Raw genomic sequence first — 21,628 nt, 5'->3', positions numbered from 1 at the left:
CAAAGTTGTTTTGCGAAATGGCTCTGGCCCTGCTTCTTCGCCTGTGCTTAACCCGCCTCAACAGTTTTCCTGTGAACAAAGGACGGGCTAGCCCATGAACATTCACGAATATCAGGCGAAGGAACTGCTCGCCAAGTATGGCGCGCCGATCGCCGCCGGTCACGCCGCCTTCACTGTCGAGGAAGCCGTCGAGGCCGCCAAGAAGCTGCCCGGGCCGCTCTATGTCGTGAAGTCGCAGATCCACGCCGGTGGCCGCGGCAAGGGCAAGTTCAAGGAGCTGGCCCCCGAAGCCAAGGGCGGCGTTCGCCTTGCCTTCAACCTGGACGAGGTCAAGGCCCACGCCACCGACATGCTCGGCAACACGCTGGTCACCATCCAGACCGGCGACGCCGGCAAGCAGGTCAACCGTCTGTACATCACCGACGGTGCCGACATCGCCAAGGAATTCTACCTGGCGCTACTGGTCGATCGTGCCACCAGCCGCATCGCGTTCGTCGTGTCGACCGAAGGCGGCATGGACATTGAAGAGGTCGCCCACTCGACGCCCGAAAAGATCCACAGCTTCTCGGTCGATCCGGCCACCGGCTTCCAGCCGCATCACGGCCGTGCCGTTGCCGCTGCGCTGGGCCTGACCGGCGACCTTGCCAAGCAGGCTTCGAAGGTCGCTTCGTCGCTCTACGCCGCGTTCCTCGACACCGACGCCGAGCAGATCGAAGTCAACCCGCTGGCGCTGACCGAGCAGGGCAACCTCCTCGTCCTCGACGCCAAGGTCGGGTTCGACGGCAACGCCATGTTCCGTCACAAGGACATCGCCGAACTGCGCGACCTGACCGAGGAAGATGCGGCCGAAGTCGAAGCGTCGAAGTACGACCTCGCCTACATCAAGCTGGACGGCAACATCGGCTGCATGGTGAACGGCGCTGGCCTGGCCATGGCGACCATGGACATCATCAAGCTGAATGGCGAATTCCCCGCCAACTTCCTGGACGTGGGTGGCGGCGCCACCACCGAAAAGGTGACCGCAGCGTTCAAGATCATCCTGAAGGACCCGGCCGTTAAGGGCATATTGGTCAACATCTTCGGCGGCATCATGAAGTGCGACATCATTGCCAATGGCATTGTCGAGGCTGCCAAGGAAGTGAACCTGTCGGTTCCGCTGGTCGTCCGCCTGGAAGGCACCAACGTCCAGCAGGGCAAAGACATTCTGGCCAATTCGGGTCTCCCGATCGTTCCCGCGGACGACCTGGGCGATGCGGCCAAGAAGATCGTGGCAGAAGTGAGGAAGGCGGCCTGAGCCCCCTAATCACCTGAGAAGATACGCCATAGGGCGTGGGTGACCTGGAAACGGGTCGCCCACGTCCGTGTTCGCGTTGGCGGGCGATGGCGTGAAAATGGAGGATGTTGAAATGAAGATCCTTGTGCCCGTGAAGCGGGTTATCGACTATAACGTAAAGCCCCGTGTGAAGGCGGATGGCACGGGCGTGGACCTGGCCAACGTCAAGATGAGCATGAATCCGTTCGACGAAATCGCCGTCGAGGAAGCCATTCGCCTGAAGGAAAAGGGCGCGGCGACCGAGGTCGTGGCGGTATCGATCGGCGTTGCCAAGGCGCAGGAAACGCTGCGCACGGCGCTGGCGATGGGCGCGGACCGCGCCATCCTGATCCAGACCGATGACGAAGTCGAACCGCTGGGCGTGGCCAAGCTGCTCGCCAAGGTGCAGGAAGAGGAGGGCGCTGGCCTGATCATCCTGGGCAAGCAGGCGATCGATGATGACAGCAACCAGACCGGCCAGATGCTGGCTGCGCTGCTGAACCTGCCGCAGGGCACCTTCGCCAGCAAGGTCGAGGTCGAGGGCGACAAGGTCAACGTGACCCGCGAAGTCGATGGCGGCCTGGAGACGGTGAAGCTCGCCACCCCGGCGATCATCACCACGGACCTGCGCCTCAACGAGCCGCGCTATGCGTCGCTGCCGAACATCATGAAGGCCAAGTCCAAGCCGCTGGCGAACAAGACGCCTGCCGATTACGGCGTCGACATCGCCGCCCGTCTGGAGACGCTCAAGGTCTCCGAACCGCCCAAGCGCTCGGCTGGCATCAAGGTCGCCGATGTCGATGAACTGGTGACCAAGCTCAAGGCTCTGGGAGTTGCAGCATGACGAAGACGCTCGTTTGGGTTGAACATGAGGGCGGCGCCGTCAAGGACGCGACCCTTTCCGCCGTGACCGCCGCCGCCAAGCTGGGCGAAGTCCATCTGCTGGTCGCTGGCCAGGGTGTCGACGGCGTTGCCGCCGAAGCCGCCAAGATCGCCGGCGTGGGCAAGGTCCATGTCGCCGACGACGCGGCCTATGGCCATGCGCTGCCGGAGAATGTCGCGCCGCTGATCGTCGAACTGATGGGCCATCATGACGCGTTCGTCGCGCCGGCCACCAGCAACGGCAAGAATATCGCGCCGCGCGTCGCCGCCCTGCTGGACGTCATGCAGATCAGCGACATCCTGTCGGTCGAGAGCGAAGACACCTTCACCCGCCCGATCTATGCCGGCAACGCCATCGCCACGGTCAAGTCGAAGGACGCCAAGAAGGTCATCACCGTTCGCGGCACGGCCTTTGAAAAGGCGGCCAAGGAAGGCGGCAATGGCGCGGTGGAGGCTGTGGCCTCGACCGGCGACAAGGGCATTTCGTCCTTCGTCGGCGCCGAGATCGCCAAGCTGGAACGCCCCGAGCTGACCAGCGCCAAGATCATCGTGTCGGGCGGCCGTGCGCTCAAGGACGGGCCGACCTTTGAGGAATATATCATGCCGCTGGCCGACAAGCTGGGCGCGGCCGTCGGTGCGTCGCGCGCTGCGGTCGACGCGGGCTACGTCCCCAACGACTATCAGGTCGGCCAGACCGGCAAGATTGTCGCGCCGGAAGTCTATATCGCCGTCGGTATTTCCGGCGCGATCCAGCATCTGGCGGGCATGAAGGACAGCAAGACCATCATCGCCATCAACAAGGACGAGGATGCGCCGATCTTCCAGGTGGCCGACATCGGCCTGGTCGGTGATCTGTTCAAGGTGGTGCCGGAACTGACCGGCAAGCTGTAATCCAGCGTCAACGAGTAGAAAAAGGGCGTGGGGAGTGGTCCCCACGCCCTTTTTTGCGTCAGCGCTGCGTCACTCGCAGTTGATGTCGTTCTTGTCGATCGCCCGGCCGGCAAGCGCCCCGCCGGCACCGCCCAGGATGGTGCCGAGCGTCTTGGAGCCGCCTGGCGCGATAACATTGCCAAGCACGCCGCCGGCGATGGCGCCGACGATGGTGCCGGTGGTGCCGTCGTCCCGCTTGCAATAATAGCGGCCGTCGCGGTCCCGGTAGATCTGGTCATTGTCGCCCAGGTGGCGGGGCGGGCGCCGGTCGCGGCCTCGATCGCCGGGCGGGCGGTTGTAGCCAGGCCGGTCATAGCCATAGCCGCCTCCTCCATTGTCCGAGGCGCAGGCGCCGAGCGGCAGCATGGCAAGCGTGGCTATCGCCAGGATGGGGGTACGCAATGGGTGTCTCCTCTTCTTATGCCCAGTCGAAGGATCAACCCGGAAATGGCGCTAAGGTTGCGCCAAGAGATTGGAAGAAAACGAAAAGCCACCCGCCGCTGCGTTGAGAGGGGCATATCGCAGCGGGCGGATGGCAATCGGCGGCGCGTCGATAAACGTGTATCGCCGAAAGCGAAGGATTAATGGGCGAGCGGCGAGGCGCTGGCGGCGGATGTCGCGGTAGGTGCGGGACCATCCTGTAGGCGTTGGTCCTCCAGCTTTGCCTTGGCTTCATTATAGCGCGCGACAAGATCGCTCTTGAACTCGGTCAGCTTGCCTTCGTCATAGAGCTTCTTGCCGACATAACCGGCGATGGCGCCGAAAATAAGGGTGCGGATCATGCAATGCTCCTTGGATGATGATCGGGACGTTCATTGCGGTAACGGGCCGCGCGGGTGAACGGTTCCGGTCGTTGCAGCCAAGGAAGGATTGCGGCGACAGGGTGCCGGATCGGTCCGACGGACCGATCCGCGCCGTTGGATCAGTTCTGGGAAAGGTCCCGGAACATGGCGATCAGCGCTTCCACCTTTGGGGCATGGCTGGGAGCGAGGCTGACTACTGATCGGCGCCGGTCATGCGGATGGGGGCGCCGGATGAGGAAGCCCAGCTGTTCGAGCCGATCGAGCTGGCGCAATGCAGTCGTCATCGGTGCGCCGGAGCCCAGGCACAGGGCGGTGACGCACAGATCCTGTTCCTGGCCATGCGCGGCGACCAGATCGAGCAGCATGTCCCAGGCTGGATCGCGCATCAGATTGGCACCCAGTATCTGGTTGCGGCGTCCACGCAGCGTGCGCAGGCGGCCGGCGAATTCGCCCACGGAGGTGCGTGACGGCGGGGGGGATGGAGAGTCGGAAAGCGCGGCTTCTATCCGGGCGATGGCCGATCCGGTCGAGCAGTCATTGTCCCGAGCGACCTGCGACACGAGACCGAGGAGCCGTGTCAGCTCCTTTGCAGAAAAACGATGATCCAATGGCGCGACCCCGGCTATCTCCCCGGTTTATTGTGTGAGAGATAGATGCCAAGCGGTAGCGTTACCCGATCCGAATTTCAATCCGAAACGCTATGGCAAAATCCAGCAATGCCGTAGCGGTACGGCAGGATGCAGGCGGCGCAGGGCAGGCCGAGCGACGGGTCTGGACGGGATAACGCTCGCACGATGAGGTCGATGCCCGGGGCGGCAGGATGCGGAAGGGGGAAGCAATGAGCGGTTTCGATCTGGTGTTCGCGGCATTCGGGTTGCTGCTGGGCCTGGCCATCACCGAAGTGCTGGGCGGTTTCTCCCGGGCGCTCAAGCTCAAGCGGGCTGCAAAGCCGGTGCGGATCGGCTGGCTGACGCCGCTGCTGGGCCTGTTCGTGCTGCTCGACCTCACCAGTTTCTGGCTGACCGCGTTCGAGGAACGGGACGCGATGGGGGCCGATTATCTGACCTTGGTCGCGGTGCTGGCGATCGTGGGCGTCTATTATCTGGCCGCGACATTGATCTTTCCCGATGATCCGGAACAATGGCCCGATTTCGACGACTGGTACGACCGGCACAAAAGGATGGTGATCGGCGGGCTGCTGGCGGCCAATGTCGGCAGCATCATCGGCCAGATCGTGCTGGGCGCGACGGCGGAGGATACAGCGGCGGCAGATACGCTGGCAATAGGGGCGGCTGCGGCGGCGGAACCGGCGATGAGCGCCATGGCCGAGACGATCATGGGGCTGGCGCTGCTGAGCCTGTTCCTGCTGCTCGGCGCGCTGCTGGTCATCCGGTCGCGGCGCTGGAACATCGTCATGCTGCTGGTGCTGGTGCTGTTGCTGCCGTCAGCCAGCATCTATCTGGATCAGGTCTAGGAAAGCAGGCGCTCGGCGGCGGCAGCGGCGGTTTCCGCATCGCGGCGGGCGCGGGCCTTGTCGGTCATTTCCTGGCGCCGGGCCATTTCGAGCCAGGCGGCTTCCGCCCGCAGGCAGCGGTCGCGGACATTGGCGAGGCTGGTTGCCCCGGCATCTGCATGGGCCTGTGCCGCAAGGGCACGATAATCGGGATTGGCCATCAAAAACTCCTTTGGACAAGGAAGCGGGCCGGGCGCCACGCCAGGGCGGCGCCCGATCCGGACCGGTCGATCATTCGACCGATCCCCGGCCGGCCGATTATTCGGCGTGGGCGATGTTCACCGCGGCCATCTTGCCGCGCTTGTCCTGCTCCAGGTCATAGGACACGCGGTCCTTCTCGCGCAGGGTGGCGAGGCCGGCACGCTCGACGGCGCTGATGTGGACGAACGCGTCCTGACCGCCATTGTCGGGGGCGATGAAGCCATAGCCCTTGTCGGCGTTGAAGAACTTGACGACGCCAGTGATGCTGCTCATGATATTTCCTTCTTTCTGTGCGGCAGACCCCGTGTGGACCCGCCGGGGGCTAGAGGGGCAGGGAAAGAAGGAGATAGGTGCCGCAAAGCGCCGAAGACCGTCGATTTGCGACTATAGCCCGACCCCTATAGGGCAGATCGGCCGCAATAGCAAATCATGCCGCCAGGATCAGGCCGGCGCGGGTACGAGTTCGGCCATTGCCTCGGCCTCGTCCGCCTCCTCTTCATCCTCGTCTTCATCCTCCTCTTCCCCGATCAGGCCGGCGGATTCGAGGATGGCGATTTCCTCTTCGCTGCCCGGCGCGAAGCCGAAACGGGCGTCGCGGGCGCGGGTGGCGGCCTCTTCATAGGGGCGGGCCTCCGCTTCCAGCTCGGCCGCATAGGCGGCCTCCTCGGCGGGCGTCAGGGCGCGGTGATAATTGTCGATATCGTAATAATCCTCGCTCTGGTCGCCGGTGAAGCCGGGCGGGGCGGGATAATCGGTGCGCAATTCCTCGCGATCCTCATCCCACCAGACGCCGCGCAACCGGGTCGCGGCCTCCTCCGGCGGCAGGTCGGCGCGGTGGATATGGGGGCGAAGTTCACACCGTTCATTCTGGTGAGAAAAGGGCGAGATTCCGGGCTGCACAGGCGGGCGCTTGGCACCGGGCTGGAGCGCCAGCCGGGCGGCGATGAACAGCGCGACCGAGGCGGCGGGGGCGAGGGCGGTTGCTGCCTCCGGTTCGACGGGTTCGGGCGTCGCGGGCTGGTCGCCGTTGAGCAGGTGGGCGTCCGCCATCTGGCGGGCCATATGTTCCATGCCGGTGCGCGGCAGGCCGATCAGTTCGGACTCCTTGTCGGCCTCCTCGGCCGGGCAGATCAGGTCGAGATAGGCGGTGAAATCCTGGGCGACGACGCGGGCGAGCGCGGCGTCCGACCCTTCGGGCGGGCTGTCGGCCATGCGGTCGAGCCGCGCGAGCATCGACATGGCGAGGCGATTGTCATGGCGGTGGCGGCGGACCTCGTAATTGTCGGGATCCTTGCGGATGGTCTCCTCGCTGCCCATGATCGCGCGCGACAGTAGATCGTCGGCAAGGCGGGCGCGGGCGATCAGGATCGCGGCGTCCCAGCCGAGGCGAAAGGCGGCGCCGTCATGGCGGATGCGCAAGGTATAGGCCGAGCGCGCGGTGATGCGCACCCCTTCGCAGGCGAGCATGATGACGCCGGTGGCGGCGAGTATCTCCAGGAAGCGCCGCTGGCGCGCCGGGCTCCAGCCATCGACCCGCCGCTGCGGATCGGGCGTGGGTATAGTGTCCGGCAGGGGCGGCGTGATCGGCGGAAATGCGCAGGACATGGCAAGGCCCTTTCAGGGAAAGAGGGTGCGTTGCCGGAAGGGTAGGCAGAAAGGCGGGGTGTAGGACAGCGGAATAGGAATTGGCCACCAGCGCGCCCATCCGGGCCTGCAAAGCGCGCCTTTCTGCGTTCCGGTGCTCACGTACTTGAAGTGCGCTGCGTCGAACCCAGACCCGCGTCTCGGTTCGAGTTACTCGCAAGATCCCACTTTTGCCCTACGGTCGTCTTCGACTCCGGCTCCGTCTGGACGCACTGGAGACCAATTCCTGCGTAGCGGTTGCCGTGGAGATCAGGGATATTGCTGGCGCGCGTGGACGAGCGTCAATATCTCGATCGCCTCGATCGCGACGCGGTAGATGAGGATATAATTGGGGTGAACCACGGCTTCGCGCGTGCCGGGCGTGCGGCCGGGGCGATGTGCATAAGGGTGGTTGGGCAGATTGTCAGCAGTGTGCCGGATGGCGGCATAAAGGCGATCGGCTGCCAGTTTGTTGCGCGGGCCGATATAGTCGAGGATGGTCAGGAGGGCCGTTTCTGCCTCGTCATCCCAGACGACCGGCAGGGTCATTTATATTTGTCGAGAACGGCCTGCGCCTTGGCCATGACTGCGTCATGCGGGATGCGCGGCTTGGTGGAGGCGAGGGCACGTTCCACCTTGGCTCGGACCCATGCGTCATGGGCTTCCGCATCCTCGGTCGTCGCGAACTCGGACTCGATGGGGGTGAGCTTGGTCATGGAGCAATCATAACGGAGGTGCAGCCACATTGCTATATCACGGTGCGACTGCTGCGGTGTTAGATCCAAAATGGATAAGCTTTGGCTTCGTTAACGAGGGGCTGAATGCCGGATTTTTGTTCTGCTGAGGTTCGTGCTGACTGACGGTGGGCCGGTCTATTCATGAGGTCGCTCTGAATAAATTGTCGTAATATGTCATTTTTGTCGATAATATTCCAACATGCTTAACATGTTTGTGAAATTTATTACGCCCCAGCATTCTCTCAAAGAAATGCTTAGGAGTAGATACATCCAAAAGCCGGACGCGTATTGGTCTATGGGATTTCCAAAAACGATTAAATTGAATCCGCCTCCCGCCATTACGGAAACATAGGTAACCATGATTATAATAATCAAAATGGCTAACTGAAATCCATATACGTAATCTTCCGCCGGCCTGTCTGCGCTAAATAGCGCTGAACGCAATTCCTTACTTTGAAGAATCGTGGATGCCCTTGTCGTCCAAGCCATCGACATGCCGATTAATATTGATGCGGCTGGGAAAAGAGCTTTTCCCGCAAAAGTGAATGGATCGGATTTGATCAGTGTTTGAGCAATAAGTGCAATTAGCACATGAAAAAAAAGATACGCATTGACGATGCTCTTGTAGCCCGGCGGCGCGCTTTCTACGCCTTTGAAAACCCATTTCCAGAAATTCGTCATGTCACACCGCGGTGCCCCGAACGCGCGCGTAGGCGCGGCGCGTTGCGGCTACCATACTTTCAAATATAGATTGGCTAGGTTCCGATGTAACTCTTTCAACAACGGGGTTGCCTGATAGGTGTACCCGTCGTGAAGGCCCTCCTTCTGTCGGCTTGATGTCCGCGGCGGCCTTCTGCCCATCAGCGGCGACGGCCTTGGTCACATCCTGGAGTAACTCTCTATTCAAGTCCGGTCCTTCGACCTCAATCTTTGTCTGCTCTCCGCCAGCTTCCTTAGTAAACTCTTTGGCTGGACCTTGAATGAGGCGGTCTACGTCGTGAGGGTTTGGGGGGCTGACCGTAAAACTGAAGCGCGTTACTGCCTGCGCGCTGATGATAGCTTGAATGAAATTAACGGGGTCTGGGATGGGTTCTGCCACGATGATGTAATTTGATTCTTTTGCAAATGGAGCTGAATTTAGTAATTTTTCAAGTTTTCTAGCAATTTCGCTCGAGCTCTGCGAGACGCCATTTTTTCGCATGATGCCGCAAGTTTGAGTTTTTGGATCGAATACACCAATCGTAAACGGCGCTCTCATGGCCTCTTCTTCAAGAAAGTCATGTGTTATTTCATCAAATTGTGGCGATTTAACCGCTTGGGTTCGGCCCATGGCAAAGCCGATGACGCCCTCATTTAAGACTTCCACATTCCCTATGTGCCATTCAGATCCACGTCCCACGTCTGCAGTAGGTTTGGACTGGAAAGATTTGATAATTACATCGACAGGATTAGATGCCTCTCGAAGGAAATCTCCTTGGGGTAAGCCTTCACATTTAACTCGTAAGATGTGAATGTTGAACATGCGGTGCTTACCCCCAGATTAATTCACTCCGCAGCCACGTTACTTGCCTTATTCTGGTTAAGCAACGGCGCCAGATAGCGCCCGGTAAAGCTGCGCTTCTCCTTCACGACCTGCTCCGGCGTGCCCTGTGCGACGACTTCGCCGCCTTTCACGCCGCCTTCCGGTCCCATGTCGATGATGTAATCCGCCGTCTTGATGACATCGAGATTATGCTCGATGACCACGACGCTGTTGCCCTGTTCGACCAGGGCGTGGAGGACTTCCAGCAGCTTGCGGACATCCTCGAAATGCAGGCCGGTGGTGGGTTCGTCGAGGATATAGAGGGTGTTGCCGGTGGCGCGACGGCTCAGTTCCTTGGCGAGCTTGACGCGCTGGGCTTCGCCGCCCGACAGGGTGGTCGCCTGCTGGCCGACCTTGATATAGCCAAGGCCGACTTCGGCGAGCATCGCCATCTTGTCGCGGATCGGCGGCACGGCCTTGAAGAATTCCACCGCATCCTCGACCGTCATGTCGAGCACGTCGGCGATGCTCATCCCCTTGAACTTCACCTCCAGCGTCTCGCGATTGTAGCGGGCGCCGTGGCAGACATCGCAGGTGACATAGACGTCGGGGAGGAAGTGCATCTCGATCTTGAGCACGCCGTCGCCCTGACAGGCTTCGCAGCGGCCGCCCTTGACGTTGAAGGAGAAGCGGCCCGGCTTGTAGCCGCGCGCCTGGGCTTCGGGGAGGCCGGCGAACCAGTCGCGGATATTGGTGAAGGCGCCGGTATAGGTGGCCGGGTTGGAGCGCGGGGTGCGGCCGATCGGCGACTGGTCGATGTCGATCACCTTGTCGCAATTTTCCAGGCCCGTGATCTTGTCATGCGGGCCGGCGACGATGCGGGCGCCGTTGAGGGTGCGGGCGCTGGCGGCATAGAGGGTGTCGATGGTGAAGCTGGACTTGCCCGATCCCGACACGCCGGTGATGCAGGTGAAGGTGCCGAGCGGGATCGACGCGGTGACGCCGGTGAGGTTGTTGGCGCGGGCATTGTGGACGGTGAGCTTCTTGCCCGAGCCCTTGCGGCGCTTGGCCGGGACTTCGATGCGGCGGGTGCCGTTGAGATAGTCCGCGGTCAGGCTGTCCTTGTGCGTCAAGAGTTCGGGCAGGGTGCCCTGGGCGACGATGGTGCCGCCATGGACGCCGGCGCCCGGCCCCATGTCGACAATATAGTCGGCGGCGCGGATCGCATCCTCGTCATGCTCGACGACGATGACGCTGTTGCCGAGGTCGCGCAGGCGCTTGAGGGTGACGAGCAGCCGGTCATTGTCCCGCTGGTGCAGGCCGATCGAGGGTTCGTCGAGGACGTAGAGGACGCCCGAGAGGCCCGAGCCGATCTGGCTGGCGAGGCGGATGCGCTGGCTTTCGCCGCCCGACAGGGTGCCGCTGGTGCGGTCGAGGTTCAGATAGTCGAGGCCGACATTGTTGAGGAAGCCGAGGCGCTCGACAATTTCCTTGAGGATGGCGCGGGCGATCTGGTTCTGCTGGTCACCCAGCGCATCGGGCATGGCGGTGAAGAAGGCGAGCGCGTCCACCACCGAGCGGCGGGTGGAGACGGAAATGTCCTCGCCGGCGATCTTGACCGCGAGCGCCTCGGGCTTCAAGCGCGCGCCGTGGCAGGTCTCGCAGGGCATGGCGGTCTGGTACTTGGACAGTTCCTCGCGCATCCAGGCGCTTTCGGTCTGGAGCAGGCGGCGGTTGAGGTTGCCGATCACGCCCTCGAAGGCCTTCTTGACCTCATAGCTCTTCTTGCCGTCGACGAAGCGCAGGGTGACGGGCTTGCCGCCGGTGCCGTGGAGGATGATGAGCTTCACTTCGCCCGGCAGCTCGGCCCAGGGGGTGTCGAGGGAGAAGCCGAATTCCTTGGCGAGGGAGCCCAAGACCTGCATGTAGTAGGGGCTGGGCGGGTTGGACTTGGCCCAGGGGACGACGGCGCCCTTCTTCAGGGAGAGGGCTTCGTTGGGGACGACCAGTTCGGGGTCGAACTCCTGCCGCTCGCCCAGGCCGTCGCAGGCCGGGCAGGCGCCGAGCGGCGCGTTGAAGGAGAAGAGGCGCGGCTCGATCTCGGGAATGGTGAAGCCGCTGACCGGGCAGGCGAATTTCTCGGAAAAGACGATGCGGTTGGCGGGGATGCCGGCGCCCTTCATCTTCTTGTCGGTGGACTGGACTTCGTCCTCGCGGCCGGGGACCACGCCCTCGGCCAGGTCGACAAAGGCGAGGCCGTCGGCGAGTTTGAGCGCCTGCTCGAAACTGTCGGCGAGGCGGGTGGCCATGTCGGCGTTCACCGCCAGGCGATCGACCACGACCTCGATGTCATGCTTGTATTTCTTGTCGAGGGCGGGGGCATCCTCGATCAGATACATTTCGCCGTCGATGCGGACGCGGGTGTAGCCCGCCTTCTGCCACTCGGCCAGTTCCTTGCGATATTCGCCCTTGCGGCCGCGCACGACCGGGGCGAGCAGGTAGAAGCGCGTGCCTTCGGGCAGGAGCATCACCCGGTCGACCATCTGGCTGACGGTCTGGGCGCTGATCGGCAGGCCGGTCGCGGGCGAATAGGGGATGCCGACGCGCGCCCAGAGCAGGCGCATATAGTCGTAGATTTCGGTGACGGTCGCGACCGTGGAGCGCGGGTTGCGGCTGGTCGTCTTCTGCTCGATCGAGATGGCGGGGGAGAGGCCCTCGATATGCTCGACATCGGGCTTCTGCATCATCTCCAGGAACTGGCGCGCATAGGCGGAGAGCGACTCCACATAGCGGCGCTGCCCCTCGGCATAGATGGTGTCGAAGGCGAGGCTGGACTTGCCCGAGCCCGACAGGCCGGTGATGACGATCAGGCTGTCGCGGGGCAGATCGACGTCCACGCCCTTGAGGTTATGCTCGCGCGCGCCGCGTACGGAGATGTGGGTCAGACTCATGGGGGCGTTGTTCCAGATTTGTTCCGTGGGGGCAAGGGGTGCCGGCCGTGACGCTACGGAAGATAGGAACCGGCTGGGGAAGATGCCAGCGGGCGCGATTTCCGGTCGTCCTGCAATGACTTGCGAAGCGCTTCGGCGCGATTAAGACACGCTTCGTGGGGGAAGAGGGGATGATTCGGGGCATTGCTTGAGAGCCGTCCCCTCCGACTGCACCTTTGGTCTGTAGGAGTAGTCTTTTTCATGAGGAAGAAATTTGGCCTGTCGCGCAGCGTCGCGACGGGGATCAGCCTGTGCGCGCTCGCCACGGCCGGTGTGGCGCGCGCCGACGATACGGTGGAATGCAATGCGCCATTCAGTACCGCGACCGAATGCGGAAAGAATTCTGCCGCGGGCGGTGAATATGCAACTGCAGTCGGCGATGCTGCCGTTGCCTTTGACGATTTCAGCACAGCAATCGGTGGCGGAGCTTTCGCGGGGAGTAGGCAATCCAGCGGACCATCGCATCAAACCGCGATCGGGGCGAAGAGCAATGCTGATGGCTCTTATAACACTGCGATTGGCGCGCAGAGCGATGCAAAGGATTTTGCGGTAGCGGTGGGAGCAGAAGCCATTGCGCAAGCAGGCGCCGTTACCATCGGGCGAAACGCATTAGCCAATTCGGGAGCAGTTTCCATTGGGGATCGCGCTAACGTGTCTGGTGTCGGGTCGATCGGAATAGGCCAAGCGACCAGCGTTAGCGGAATGTTTTCGGTTGTGGTCGGCAGAACGAAGTTGGGGCAATCTGTCTCCTCCAATTACGCGGTTGTAGTTGGTAACGAGTCCTCGGCGGAAAATTTCGGAACTGCGCTAGGCGCGAATAGTCAAGCCGGATTGCGGGGTGTCGCGATCGGTGTCGATACCCAAGCCACCGGAGTGTCCTCTATTGCAATTGGCAATGGGGCTTCTGCCAGAGGTACCAACAGCATTGCGCTTGGCACACTCTCTTTCGCGAGCAGGGACAATTCTATTTCCGTGGGTCAGCCAGGTAGCGAAAGGCAAATCACCAATGTCGCAGCGGGCAGCCAAGCAACCGATGCGGTGAATCTAGCCCAGTTGGACCAGGTTCGGAATGTAGCGAATATGGCACGGACCAATGCTAATGCTGCAAATGGCCTGGCCGTTGCGGCCCAGGGCACGGCGGATGCCGCGCTCGCCAATGCCGCGACGGCGCAATCGACGGCAGATGGTGCCAAGGCCGATGCGGCGGCTGCCCAGTCCACCGCCGACGCCGCGCTGGCGAATGCGGCGACGGCGAATGGCACAGCCAATACGGCTTTGGCCAATGCGGCGACGGCCCAGTCCACCGCCGACACGGCGATGACAAATGCCGCGACCGCCCAGTCAACGGCCGACACCGCGCTGGCCAACGCGGCCACGGCGCAGGATGCCGCCAACAGCGCGAAGGCTGATGCCTCGTCGGCGCAGGGGACGGCCAACAGCGCTCTGGCGAATGCGGCCACGGCACAAGGCACCGCCAACACGGCGCTTGCCAACGCGGCCGCGGCACAAGGCACGGCCGACAGCGCGCTCGCCAACGCGGCCACCGCGCAGACCACCGCCGACAGCGCGCTGGCCAATGCGGCGACGGCGCAGGCGTCTGCCGATGCGGCGGGCGTGAAGGCGGATACGGCGATCGCCTATGGCAACGAGACGCGCGACATTGCCAATAATGCGCTGGCGCAGATCGGCACCGCCAGCAGCAGCGCGACCGAGGCGCTGAACGTCGCCAATGGCATCGCCGGCACCGCCAACAGCGCGCTGGCGACCGCCAATGATGCCAAGGTGAGCGCTGATGCGGCAGCGGCCCGCACCGCCTATGTCGCGGCCAACGGATCGGGTGCTGCCCCGACCGCAAGTGGTGCCAATGCCATCGCGATGGGCAATGCTGCCAACGCGTCGGCCGCCAACGCGGTCGCCATCGGCAATGGCGCGCAGGCGACCAACGGCGCAGCCGTGTCGGTCGGCTATGCCAATCGCGCGAGCGGCAATGGCGCGGTGGCGATCGGCGATCCCAATGTCGCGACCGGTACCGGTGCCGTCGCGATCGGCGCCAACAACACGGCCACCGGCGACGGCGCAGTCGCGCTGGGCAATGCCAGCACGGCCAATGGCGCGAGCGCGGTCGCGCTGGGTAATGGCGCCCAGGCGGTCTTTGCCGATAGCATCGCGATCGGCGCCAATGTCACCACCGTCCGGCAGGGCCAGGTGGCGCTGGGTTCGGCCAGTTCGACCTATACCGCCGCCGGCATCACATCGTCGGCCAGCCGGGCCGCCCAGGCGGGCGCAGTCAGCCTGGTGACGACCGATGCGGCGGGCAATCTGGCAACGGCGGCGCTGGATGTCGGCGAATTGTCGGGTCTTGGCGGCCGGGTCGGCACGCTGGAGACCGAAGTCGTCGGCATGAAGCAGCAACTGCGCGCGGCCAATGCCGGCATCGCCGCTGCCATGGCGATGGGGGGCACGCTGCTGCCGCCGGATTCGACCTTCGCCCTGTCGTTCAACCTGTCGACCTATCGCGGCCAGCAGGGCTTTTCCGGCGCGGCAGTGGCCCAGGTCACCGAGCGCGTGTGGATGAGCGGCGGCTTTGCCGGTTCGACCGTCAAGGGTTCGACCGGCGGCCGGGTCGGCATGACCTTCGGCTGGTAAATTCGGCAGCTGGTAGAGCCAGGGGCTGAAAGTTCGGGGCGCGCCTTTCCGTCATGATCGGGGTGGCGCGTCCTGAAAATCACTGGTCAATCCGGCGCGGCTGCGGCAGAGGCTGGCGGGATGAGCCTGCCCGATCCTTCCACCTTCATCGCCGAGGGCGCGAGTGCGGCGGTGTATCGGCTTGAGCCGGGCCGGGTGCTCAAGCTGTTCCATGACGGTGTCGACCAGAGCATCATCACCCGCGAATATGCGATGGCGCAGGCGATCGAGGCGACCGGGCTGCCGGTCCCGCGCGCGCTGGGCCTGGGCGAGGTCGCCGGGCGGCAGGGCATTATCTATAGCGAGGTCGAGGGACCGAACCTGCTCCACTATATCTGGCGCCATCCCCATCGCGTCGGCTGGGCGATGCGGGCGATGGCCCGGCTGCAGCGGCAGATCCATGGCCAGAGCGTGCCGCTGCTGCGCAGCCGCAAGGCGATCCTGACCGAGGATATCGAGATGGCGCCGGTGGGCGAACGGTTGCGTGCGGTGGCGATCGACCGGCTGGACCAGTTGATCGAGGGCGACCTTCTGTCGCATGGCGACCTGCACCCCGCCAATCTGATCGTGACACCGGACGGGCTGGCGGTGATCGACTGGTCCAAGGCTGCGCGCGCGGCGCCGGCGGCCGACGTGGTGCGCAGCGAGATGCTGATGCGCTTTGGCCCCGGGCAGGCGGGCGGATGGTGGGAAGGCGCGGTCCGCGATGGCGTCACCGCCTATTATGTCCGCCATTATCGCAAGGCCGCGCGGATGGAGGCCGAGGCGCTGGCCGCGTGGCGCGCGCTGGTGGCGCTGGCCTGGCTGCGCCACCGGCTGCCGGCGCGCGATCCGGCCTTTGCCGCCTATCTGACGCGGGCGCTGGACAGCGCCGGATTGCCCGCGATCGAGGGCTGATGTCGTTGGTGGATCGGGATGGACGGTTCGTCCCCCGGCCATGCCGCCCGGCGGTTTTGATCGGCGGATCATCGAACGATGATCCGAATGTGGCGTTTCGTCATTATTCTGACACTGCAACGGGCCAGAGGACGGCGCGTTAAGCGACGGTTCACGGGCATTGGCGCCGTGGTACCGGCGAGAGTTTTGCAGGATCTGGAGTGCCCGACAGCATCCGGATACGCCCCCGGCCTTCCCTTGCGCCGGGGGCGTTTTCATATCCGCCGGTCGTTGTGGTCAGGGTTTTCCCCTACGGAAATGCTACAGTTTTCGGACATTGCGAGCGTGCGACCCGTCGTTCGTCCTTCGTCGTCCGCGCTTTGTCGACGGCGCTGTCGTTGGACGATGGGGATGGTTGCCGGTCGAAGCGGCCGGGCATCGGCGCGCGACGCGGCGTACACAGAATGGGCGAACGGGAAACGGCGCAAAGCCCCCCCCTGAAGATCCGCCGGACCGTTCGCACCCGACCGCGCCACATGCCCCCCCTTGGCGGCGCCGGGTGCAGACACAAGTTTGAGGAGACATCGCCATGTTCGCCACCACGAAGATCATCGCCGCCCTTGGTACCCTTGCCCTGATGGGCACGGCCGGTGCCGCTTCGGCCGAGGAGTTCATCTCCAACGGCCGCACGACCCAGGTTCGCTTCGGCGATCTCGACCTGACCCGCCAGGCCGACCAGCAGCAGCTGCGCACCCGGATCGCCCGGGCAGCCAACAAGGTCTGCGCCACGACCGACCTGGCGGCGATGACCGCCTGTCGCGCCGCCGCGATCGCCCGGGTCGAGGCGCCGGTCGCCACCGCGATCGCCCGCGCCGAAAGCGGCCAGCGCTATGCCGATGCCGGCAAGGATGTCCGGCCCGTCGTCGGCAACTGACAATAGCTCGCGGCACGAAAAAAATGGCCCGGTGAAAGCCGGGCCATTTTTTCGTGCCAGAGGCGGCGGCTTCAGCGCCCGGTCAGCGCGCGCGCATTGGCGAGGTAGGTGCGGCCGATGCGGATTTCATTGCCGTCGGCCAGCGCCGCGAACCAGACGCCGCTGCCATCGTGGCGCAGCCGGGCGATATGCGGGCGGCGCACGATATGGGAGCGGTGCAGCCGGACAAATTCCTGCGGATTGAGCCGTTCCTCCAGCGAGCTGATGGTCTGGTGCAGCAGATAGGAATGGGCGCCGACATGGAGGCGCATATAATCGCGTTCCGCCTCGATCCGGTCGATCTGGCTGGCGGCGATGCGGATCAGTTCGGACCGGTGCGGCACCCAGAATTCATCGGCCCATTCGGGCGCCGGCAGGATGTCGGCGGGCGCCGCATCGGCTTCGCCGTCCCGGCTGCGCAACGCCTGTTCGACGCGGTCGACGGCACGACCCAGCCGGTCGTGCGCGACCGGCTTGAGCAGATAATCGACGGCGGCCAGGTCGAACGCCTCGACCGCGAAGCTTTCAAAGGCGGTGACGAAGATGACCGCGGGACGGATGCCCATCCGGCCGACGGCGCGGGCGACGCCGATACCGTCGAGCAGCGGCATGGCGATGTCGAGCAGGACTAGGTCGGGGCGCAGCCCTTCGATCAGGCGCAGGGCGGCCTCGCCATCGCTGGCCGTCCCGACCAGCGAGATGCGCGGTTCGCGCGCGCACAGCATCTGCAGCCGCTCCACCGCGAGCGGTTCATCATCGACGATCATGGTGCGGATGGACATCGGCGTCAGCAGCCCCGGCGGATGATGGGAAGGGTGAGGTCGACGGCAAAGCCGCCATCGGCGCGGGGACCATAGTCGATCCGGCCCTGGTCGCCAAAGCGGGCGGTCAGGCGATCGCGCACGTTGGTGAGGCCGATGCCGCTGCCGCGGTCGGCGTCGCTGGGCGGCTTGTCGCCATTGTCGCTGACGCGGATATGCAGCAGGCCATCATCCCCTTCGCGCGCGCTGATCGCGATCGTCACCGGGCTGGAGGTGCGCGAGACGCCATATTTAATCGCATTTTCGACCAAGGGCTGCAGGATGAGGCCGGGCACGCAGGCGTTGAGCAGGGCGGGGGGAATGTCGATCCGCGTCGTCAACCGCTCGGGAAAGCGTACCGCCTCGATGTCCAGATAGAGTTTCTGGAGATGGACCTCCTCCGCCAGCGGGACATCGTCGAGCGGGTCGCCGGTCAGGCTGGTGCGGTAGAAGTTGGACAGCGACATGATCATCTGTTCGGCCTCGTCGCGCCGATCCTTCATGACGAGCGAGGAGAGCGAGTTGAGCGTGTTGAACAGGAAATGGGGGTTCACCTGATAGCGCAGCGAGCGCAGTTCGGCCTGTTGCGCGGTGCGTTCCAGCCGCGCGGCACGCCGTTCGGTGCGATGCGCCTCGCTCGCATAGGACAGGCCGAGATAGAGGCCGGCCCAGGCGGAGAGGAAGAAATAGCGGCTGAGCGCATCGTCCAATATGTCGGACAGGGCATGATCCTTGGCCGCATATTTCTGCGGGTCCATGTCGGGAAACATGCTCATGGGGTCATAGATGTTGAAGATGTAGTAATTGGCGACGGCCATGGCGAGCGCGAAGGGGGCGGCCAGCGAAAAGGCGGCGATGACACGCATCACCAGCGGCTTTTCGTCGAAACGGCGCATGGCCAGATAGAGGACCCAGGTGACGATGATGCCGATCAGCGTCACCACGGCGCGGCGGGCAGCCATTTCGCCCTGGGCTTCAAACCCGACGATGACCGCGCGCACGCTGATGAGGACGGCATAGAAGAACCAGAAGCCAATGATGGAATAGAGGGCGACGGCGGGGGCGACGCCGCGCGGTCCGTCTTCGGAATCAAATGTCATATCGCCTGTTTACGCCAGCCCGGCGCCGCTGTCGCCCCTTGGGCGCGATGCTGGTCGAAGCGGTTTGGCGGTTGGTCGAAGCGGCGGCGGGCCGGAACCGCAGGCGGGCGCCATCGGTTGGTTTCGCGACAGGCCGCAGAACGGGCCGGCAGCAGAACAGGCAGGAGAGACGCCATGACCGACATCAACACCCATAGCCGCGAAGAGGCGGATGACGCGCGTCCGACCGATGCGCAGGATCATGCGGTCGACCGCGAAGAGAAGCTGGACGAGGGGTTGAAGGATTCGATGGACGCATCCGACCCGCCGGCGACGACCCAGCCGGGCGATCATGGCGACCCCGTGCCATCGTCGGGCTTTCCGGGGAAGGAGGGCCGATAGCCCCCGCCGCAAATTCATGTTATTCCAGACAGCTGAGCATGGTCCGCCGGTTCCCGTCGGCCGACCGGCTCGCCGCGAGAGAGGAGCTATCGACGATGCCGACTTCCGCCACGCCCGCAATCGAACGTATCGCCCGCGTCCTGGCCGGTCGCCAGCTGAGCCTGAATGGCGGCGGCAGCGACCCGCACGCGGCCCATGCGGTGGATGCGGCCTGGCCCGCCCATGTCGATGATGCCTATGCCATATTGCATACCCTGCGCGAGCCCGATGCGCAGATGGCACAGGCCGGCGACGTGGCGGTTTGGCGCAGCATGATCGGCGCGGTGCTGGAGCGGCGTCCCGGCTGAGCGGGCGGCTTGAACGGGCGGGCGCAGCGCCGGCCTTCAGCGAATTCTTAACCACGGCGTGGCAGGCATGCAGCCATGTACCGCATCGATTTTCGCCATGACCTGAACCTGCTGGACATTAGCTGGTCCCAGCTTTTCACCGCCGAGGCGGTGGCGCGCTATGGCGAGGAGTGCAAGGCGCGCTTTCGCGCCGAAGGCTTTGCCCCCGGCTATCTGCTGCGGATGGACATGCGCGCGAGTGCGGTGCAGCCGCAGGAGGCGGTGCAGGCATTCCGCACGCATCTGGGCGATTTCCCCAAGGCGCGGCGGATTGCGATCGTGACCGCCAGCGCCATCGCCCGATTGCAGGTGAAGCGGGAAATGCGACAGCCCTATCTGCAGATTTTCGACGATGCCGATGCGGCGCTCGCCTGGCTGCTGGCGCCGGAAGCGATTGATGCGCAGGGCTGAATCCTCCGCTTGTCGCATTTCACAAAAATATCATGTTGCACTGCAAAACGAAATCTGTTCCCTTGTCCCAATCGGTGGGACAGGCCCTCATTAAGCCTTTGCTAACCATGTGAGGTGCATGATCTGCTGATCGACTTGAAGTCGGAGGGCAAGAGCATGGGTACGAGTGCAAGACCGGCGGACGGGGCCATCACCCTGGCGGAATTGCGGGAATTCGCCAGTTTCCCGTCGGCCACGCAGAGATATATCCGCAGATCGCTCGATATCGGGCTGCATCGGCGCGACGCGATGAAGCTGTGGTCGCGTGACATGGTCGAGGAAGCCAGCATCCGCGCCCAGGCGCGCATCTATGGCCGGCTTGACGAGATCAAGGCGCATGTGCCCGATGACAGCGGCCTCGATCAGGTGGAACCGTTCATGGCGCCGCTGGTGACGATATCGGCCTTTGACCTAGGGCAGGACCGGCTGGCAAGTTTTTCGGCCTATCGCTTCCTGTATGAGCGGCTGCTGGGCGCAGGCGCGCGGCCCTGGCTGCCGGGCGCCTTTTGCGCTGCCGCCAGCCTGCCACATCTGCATCCCGAAAAGCGCCGGCTGCTGCTGCAGTCGATCAGCGAAGCGGCGGCGACGGCGGTCGGCTGGTCCAATCGCGAGCCGACCTTCTACCCCGAATGGGTGGAGAAGGTGGACCTCTCCAAGGCGAACTGAGCCCGGCGCGGCGCCCGCTTCCGGGGGGATGCGGGCGCCGGGACGACCATTCGCCACGACCTGAAACGGGCGTGACCAGCGCCTTTTTCTTGATTTTTGCACCTGCCGATGGTCTGTTGGGCCATGGCCATTACATCCACCATTCCCTGGGATCAGCCCGCAACCATGATCGATCTGGACGGCAAGGCGCCGCTGATCGCCACGATCCGTGACTGCGCTATCCATTACAGGCTGTTCAAGCCTGCTGCGCGGGAACAGGCGCGCATCCTGTTGACCCAGCCGGTCCATCGCGAGGGACAGAAGACGCGCACCTGGGTGCTCAATCCCGACGAGATCCAGCAACTGGCCGACACATTGCGGGCCGAAGGCTAGAGCCGCTTTCGATCCGATCGATCGTATCGGGCGGCAACGCCGCCGAAGCGTGAAACACGCCCTGCAATCCGGAACTCCCGGCCGTGCGGATATAATCGGGCGGTCCGGCCCGATCATCTACGGGTATCGATCACGCCGGCCCCATCGTGCGATCCGGGTATCAAAGGCCCTGATCGGCAGTGTTGCCCCTGTCGTATCCCTCGGCGCGAGCGGCGGCGGAGCGCCTTATTTCCGCGCGCAGTTCCAATGTGCGGCGATGCGTGCTACAAGCATGTCGCTGAACGTCGACTTTGACGGGTATCGGGCCGCTACGGCTCTCCCTTTGTCCCCTATTGCCCTCATGAAGCCAGGATGCGCGAATTGTCGCGCTTCCCAATGAAGGACGGGACATGGGCAGGCTGCGTGATCGCTAAAGCAGATAATTTC

General features: G+C 63.8%; 25 protein-coding genes. 12 read left to right on the top strand and 13 right to left on the bottom strand.

Annotated elements, in window-relative coordinates; all coding sequences use genetic code 11:
• The first annotated feature begins 94 nt into the window (after nt 1–94).
• From sucC to PMI04_RS14885, 3 genes are all read left to right on the top strand, one after another.
• Nucleotides 95–1,294 carry an ADP-forming succinate--CoA ligase subunit beta gene (gene sucC, locus PMI04_RS14895; protein WP_007706459.1) on the top strand — a complete coding sequence of 400 codons (1,200 nt, stop codon included), beginning with the start codon at nt 95–97 and terminating at the stop codon, nt 1,292–1,294.
• A gap of 112 nt (nt 1,295–1,406) precedes the next feature.
• Complete coding sequence (locus tag PMI04_RS14890) at nt 1,407–2,156, top strand: electron transfer flavoprotein subunit beta/FixA family protein (protein ID WP_007706463.1); 750 nt, start codon at nt 1,407–1,409, stop codon at nt 2,154–2,156.
• Nucleotides 2,153–3,085, top strand: a complete 933-nt coding sequence (locus tag PMI04_RS14885; RefSeq protein WP_007706466.1) for an FAD-binding protein — start codon at nt 2,153–2,155, stop codon at nt 3,083–3,085. The genes PMI04_RS14890 and PMI04_RS14885 overlap by 4 nt, the downstream gene beginning before the upstream one ends.
• Nucleotides 3,086–3,154: 69 nt before the next feature.
• Here PMI04_RS14885 and PMI04_RS14880 read toward each other — a convergent pair whose 3' ends face one another.
• The 3 genes from PMI04_RS14880 to PMI04_RS14870 form a co-directional block, all read right to left on the bottom strand.
• Nucleotides 3,155–3,526 (bottom strand): glycine zipper 2TM domain-containing protein, encoded by a 372-nt coding sequence (locus PMI04_RS14880; protein WP_007706468.1) that lies wholly within the window; start codon nt 3,524–3,526, stop codon nt 3,155–3,157.
• A gap of 179 nt (nt 3,527–3,705) precedes the next feature.
• The gene (locus tag PMI04_RS14875) at nt 3,706–3,906 is read right to left on the bottom strand and encodes a hypothetical protein (RefSeq protein ID WP_007706470.1); all 201 of its coding nucleotides are present in this window, start codon (nt 3,904–3,906) and stop codon (nt 3,706–3,708) included.
• A gap of 140 nt (nt 3,907–4,046) precedes the next feature.
• On the bottom strand, nt 4,047–4,487 hold the full coding sequence (locus tag PMI04_RS14870; protein ID WP_007706474.1) for a hypothetical protein: 441 nt from the start codon (nt 4,485–4,487) through the stop codon (nt 4,047–4,049).
• Nucleotides 4,488–4,765: 278 nt separating this feature from the next.
• On the opposite strand from PMI04_RS14870, the gene PMI04_RS14865 reads away from it, so the two are divergent.
• Nucleotides 4,766–5,401, top strand: coding sequence for a hypothetical protein (locus PMI04_RS14865; protein WP_007706477.1), 636 nt, complete (start codon nt 4,766–4,768; stop codon nt 5,399–5,401).
• Here PMI04_RS14865 and PMI04_RS14860 read toward each other — a convergent pair.
• From PMI04_RS14860 to uvrA, 8 genes are all read right to left on the bottom strand, one after another.
• Nucleotides 5,398–5,601 (bottom strand): hypothetical protein, encoded by a 204-nt coding sequence (locus tag PMI04_RS14860; protein WP_007706479.1) that lies wholly within the window; start codon nt 5,599–5,601, stop codon nt 5,398–5,400. The two genes, PMI04_RS14865 and PMI04_RS14860, sit on opposite strands and share 4 nt — an antisense overlap.
• A 97-nt stretch (nt 5,602–5,698) precedes the next feature.
• Complete coding sequence (locus PMI04_RS14855) at nt 5,699–5,914, bottom strand: cold-shock protein (RefSeq protein WP_007706481.1); 216 nt, start codon at nt 5,912–5,914, stop codon at nt 5,699–5,701.
• Between the two features lie 168 nt (nt 5,915–6,082).
• The gene (locus PMI04_RS14850; protein ID WP_007706482.1) at nt 6,083–7,246 is read right to left on the bottom strand and encodes a hypothetical protein; all 1,164 of its coding nucleotides are present in this window, start codon (nt 7,244–7,246) and stop codon (nt 6,083–6,085) included.
• Between the two features lie 288 nt (nt 7,247–7,534).
• On the bottom strand, nt 7,535–7,813 hold the full coding sequence (locus PMI04_RS14845; protein WP_007706483.1) for a type II toxin-antitoxin system RelE/ParE family toxin: 279 nt from the start codon (nt 7,811–7,813) through the stop codon (nt 7,535–7,537).
• The gene (locus PMI04_RS14840; protein WP_010336649.1) at nt 7,810–7,980 is read right to left on the bottom strand and encodes a hypothetical protein; all 171 of its coding nucleotides are present in this window, start codon (nt 7,978–7,980) and stop codon (nt 7,810–7,812) included. Before PMI04_RS14840 ends, PMI04_RS14845 begins: the two co-directional genes overlap by 4 nt.
• Before the next feature lie 195 nt (nt 7,981–8,175).
• A complete protein-coding gene (locus PMI04_RS14835) occupies nt 8,176–8,682 on the bottom strand; it encodes a hypothetical protein (protein ID WP_157178083.1) in 507 nt (168 codons plus the stop codon).
• Between the two features lies 1 nt (nt 8,683).
• Nucleotides 8,684–9,523 carry a hypothetical protein gene (locus tag PMI04_RS14830; RefSeq protein ID WP_007706491.1) on the bottom strand — a complete coding sequence of 280 codons (840 nt, stop codon included), beginning with the start codon at nt 9,521–9,523 and terminating at the stop codon, nt 8,684–8,686.
• 23 nt (nt 9,524–9,546) lie between these two features.
• Complete coding sequence (gene uvrA, locus PMI04_RS14825; RefSeq protein WP_007706495.1) at nt 9,547–12,474, bottom strand: excinuclease ABC subunit UvrA; 2,928 nt, start codon at nt 12,472–12,474, stop codon at nt 9,547–9,549.
• Between the two features lie 1,119 nt (nt 12,475–13,593).
• On the opposite strand from uvrA, the gene PMI04_RS14820 reads away from it, so the two are divergent.
• The 3 genes from PMI04_RS14820 to PMI04_RS14810 all read left to right on the top strand — a co-directional run bounded on the left by PMI04_RS14820 (nt 13,594) and on the right by PMI04_RS14810 (nt 17,008).
• Nucleotides 13,594–15,159: a YadA-like family protein gene (locus tag PMI04_RS14820; RefSeq protein WP_052028039.1), complete on the top strand. Its 1,566-nt coding sequence runs from the start codon at nt 13,594–13,596 to the stop codon at nt 15,157–15,159.
• A gap of 120 nt (nt 15,160–15,279) precedes the next feature.
• A complete protein-coding gene (locus PMI04_RS14815; RefSeq protein WP_007706502.1) occupies nt 15,280–16,095 on the top strand; it encodes a phosphotransferase in 816 nt (271 codons plus the stop codon).
• Nucleotides 16,096–16,663: 568 nt separating this feature from the next.
• On the top strand, nt 16,664–17,008 hold the full coding sequence (locus PMI04_RS14810; protein WP_007706505.1) for a UrcA family protein: 345 nt from the start codon (nt 16,664–16,666) through the stop codon (nt 17,006–17,008).
• 71 nt (nt 17,009–17,079) lie between these two features.
• Here the strand turns inward: PMI04_RS14810 and PMI04_RS14805 are convergent, their stop codons facing one another.
• Nucleotides 17,080–17,829: a LytTR family DNA-binding domain-containing protein gene (locus PMI04_RS14805; protein ID WP_007706508.1), complete on the bottom strand. Its 750-nt coding sequence runs from the start codon at nt 17,827–17,829 to the stop codon at nt 17,080–17,082.
• Nucleotides 17,830–17,834: 5 nt separating this feature from the next.
• Nucleotides 17,835–18,947 (bottom strand): histidine kinase, encoded by a 1,113-nt coding sequence (locus PMI04_RS14800; RefSeq protein WP_007706511.1) that lies wholly within the window; start codon nt 18,945–18,947, stop codon nt 17,835–17,837.
• A gap of 174 nt (nt 18,948–19,121) precedes the next feature.
• Here PMI04_RS14800 and PMI04_RS14795 point away from each other — a divergent pair, with 174 nt between their 5' ends.
• The 5 genes from PMI04_RS14795 to PMI04_RS14775 all read left to right on the top strand — a co-directional run bounded on the left by PMI04_RS14795 (nt 19,122) and on the right by PMI04_RS14775 (nt 21,202).
• Nucleotides 19,122–19,328, top strand: a complete 207-nt coding sequence (locus tag PMI04_RS14795) for a hypothetical protein (RefSeq protein ID WP_007706513.1) — start codon at nt 19,122–19,124, stop codon at nt 19,326–19,328.
• 95 nt (nt 19,329–19,423) lie between these two features.
• Entirely contained in the window at nt 19,424–19,675 is a 252-nt protein-coding gene (locus tag PMI04_RS14790) for a hypothetical protein (RefSeq protein ID WP_007706515.1), read from the top strand.
• Between the two features lie 75 nt (nt 19,676–19,750).
• Nucleotides 19,751–20,125, top strand: a complete 375-nt coding sequence (locus tag PMI04_RS14785; RefSeq protein WP_007706519.1) for an STAS/SEC14 domain-containing protein — start codon at nt 19,751–19,753, stop codon at nt 20,123–20,125.
• Between the two features lie 156 nt (nt 20,126–20,281).
• Entirely contained in the window at nt 20,282–20,830 is a 549-nt protein-coding gene (locus tag PMI04_RS14780; protein WP_007706526.1) for a hypothetical protein, read from the top strand.
• A gap of 123 nt (nt 20,831–20,953) precedes the next feature.
• Nucleotides 20,954–21,202: a hypothetical protein gene (locus PMI04_RS14775; protein ID WP_037485606.1), complete on the top strand. Its 249-nt coding sequence runs from the start codon at nt 20,954–20,956 to the stop codon at nt 21,200–21,202.
• Nucleotides 21,203–21,628 lie beyond the last annotated feature (426 nt).

Source organism: Sphingobium sp. AP49, assembly GCF_000281715.2.
Classification (GTDB): Bacteria; Pseudomonadota; Alphaproteobacteria; order Sphingomonadales; family Sphingomonadaceae; genus Sphingobium.
The sequence above is the reverse complement of the archived record's forward strand: the minus strand, read 5'-3'. Positions and strand labels throughout refer to the sequence as shown.

Excerpts from the sequence above, each read along its gene's own strand:
- sucC (WP_007706459.1), top strand. The coding sequence starts at position 95 with ATGAACATTCACGAATATCAGGCGAAGGAACTGCTCGCCAAGTATGGC.
- PMI04_RS14890 (WP_007706463.1), top strand. The coding sequence starts at position 1,407 with ATGAAGATCCTTGTGCCCGTGAAGCGGGTTATCGACTATAACGTAAAG.
- PMI04_RS14885 (WP_007706466.1), top strand. The coding sequence starts at position 2,153 with ATGACGAAGACGCTCGTTTGGGTTGAACATGAGGGCGGCGCCGTCAAG.
- PMI04_RS14875 (WP_007706470.1), bottom strand. The coding sequence starts at position 3,906 with ATGATCCGCACCCTTATTTTCGGCGCCATCGCCGGTTATGTCGGCAAG.
- PMI04_RS14865 (WP_007706477.1), top strand. The coding sequence starts at position 4,766 with ATGAGCGGTTTCGATCTGGTGTTCGCGGCATTCGGGTTGCTGCTGGGC.
- PMI04_RS14860 (WP_007706479.1), bottom strand. The coding sequence starts at position 5,601 with ATGGCCAATCCCGATTATCGTGCCCTTGCGGCACAGGCCCATGCAGAT.
- PMI04_RS14855 (WP_007706481.1), bottom strand. The coding sequence starts at position 5,914 with ATGAGCAGCATCACTGGCGTCGTCAAGTTCTTCAACGCCGACAAGGGC.
- PMI04_RS14850 (WP_007706482.1), bottom strand. The coding sequence starts at position 7,246 with ATGTCCTGCGCATTTCCGCCGATCACGCCGCCCCTGCCGGACACTATA.
- PMI04_RS14845 (WP_007706483.1), bottom strand. The coding sequence starts at position 7,813 with ATGACCCTGCCGGTCGTCTGGGATGACGAGGCAGAAACGGCCCTCCTG.
- PMI04_RS14840 (WP_010336649.1), bottom strand. The coding sequence starts at position 7,980 with ATGACCAAGCTCACCCCCATCGAGTCCGAGTTCGCGACGACCGAGGAT.
- PMI04_RS14835 (WP_157178083.1), bottom strand. The coding sequence starts at position 8,682 with ATGACGAATTTCTGGAAATGGGTTTTCAAAGGCGTAGAAAGCGCGCCG.
- PMI04_RS14830 (WP_007706491.1), bottom strand. The coding sequence starts at position 9,523 with ATGTTCAACATTCACATCTTACGAGTTAAATGTGAAGGCTTACCCCAA.
- uvrA (WP_007706495.1), bottom strand. The coding sequence starts at position 12,474 with ATGAGTCTGACCCACATCTCCGTACGCGGCGCGCGCGAGCATAACCTC.
- PMI04_RS14820 (WP_052028039.1), top strand. The coding sequence starts at position 13,594 with ATGGCACGGACCAATGCTAATGCTGCAAATGGCCTGGCCGTTGCGGCC.
- PMI04_RS14815 (WP_007706502.1), top strand. The coding sequence starts at position 15,280 with ATGAGCCTGCCCGATCCTTCCACCTTCATCGCCGAGGGCGCGAGTGCG.
- PMI04_RS14810 (WP_007706505.1), top strand. The coding sequence starts at position 16,664 with ATGTTCGCCACCACGAAGATCATCGCCGCCCTTGGTACCCTTGCCCTG.
- PMI04_RS14805 (WP_007706508.1), bottom strand. The coding sequence starts at position 17,829 with ATGTCCATCCGCACCATGATCGTCGATGATGAACCGCTCGCGGTGGAG.
- PMI04_RS14800 (WP_007706511.1), bottom strand. The coding sequence starts at position 18,947 with ATGACATTTGATTCCGAAGACGGACCGCGCGGCGTCGCCCCCGCCGTC.
- PMI04_RS14795 (WP_007706513.1), top strand. The coding sequence starts at position 19,122 with ATGACCGACATCAACACCCATAGCCGCGAAGAGGCGGATGACGCGCGT.
- PMI04_RS14790 (WP_007706515.1), top strand. The coding sequence starts at position 19,424 with ATGCCGACTTCCGCCACGCCCGCAATCGAACGTATCGCCCGCGTCCTG.
- PMI04_RS14785 (WP_007706519.1), top strand. The coding sequence starts at position 19,751 with ATGTACCGCATCGATTTTCGCCATGACCTGAACCTGCTGGACATTAGC.
- PMI04_RS14780 (WP_007706526.1), top strand. The coding sequence starts at position 20,282 with ATGGGTACGAGTGCAAGACCGGCGGACGGGGCCATCACCCTGGCGGAA.
- PMI04_RS14775 (WP_037485606.1), top strand. The coding sequence starts at position 20,954 with ATGGCCATTACATCCACCATTCCCTGGGATCAGCCCGCAACCATGATC.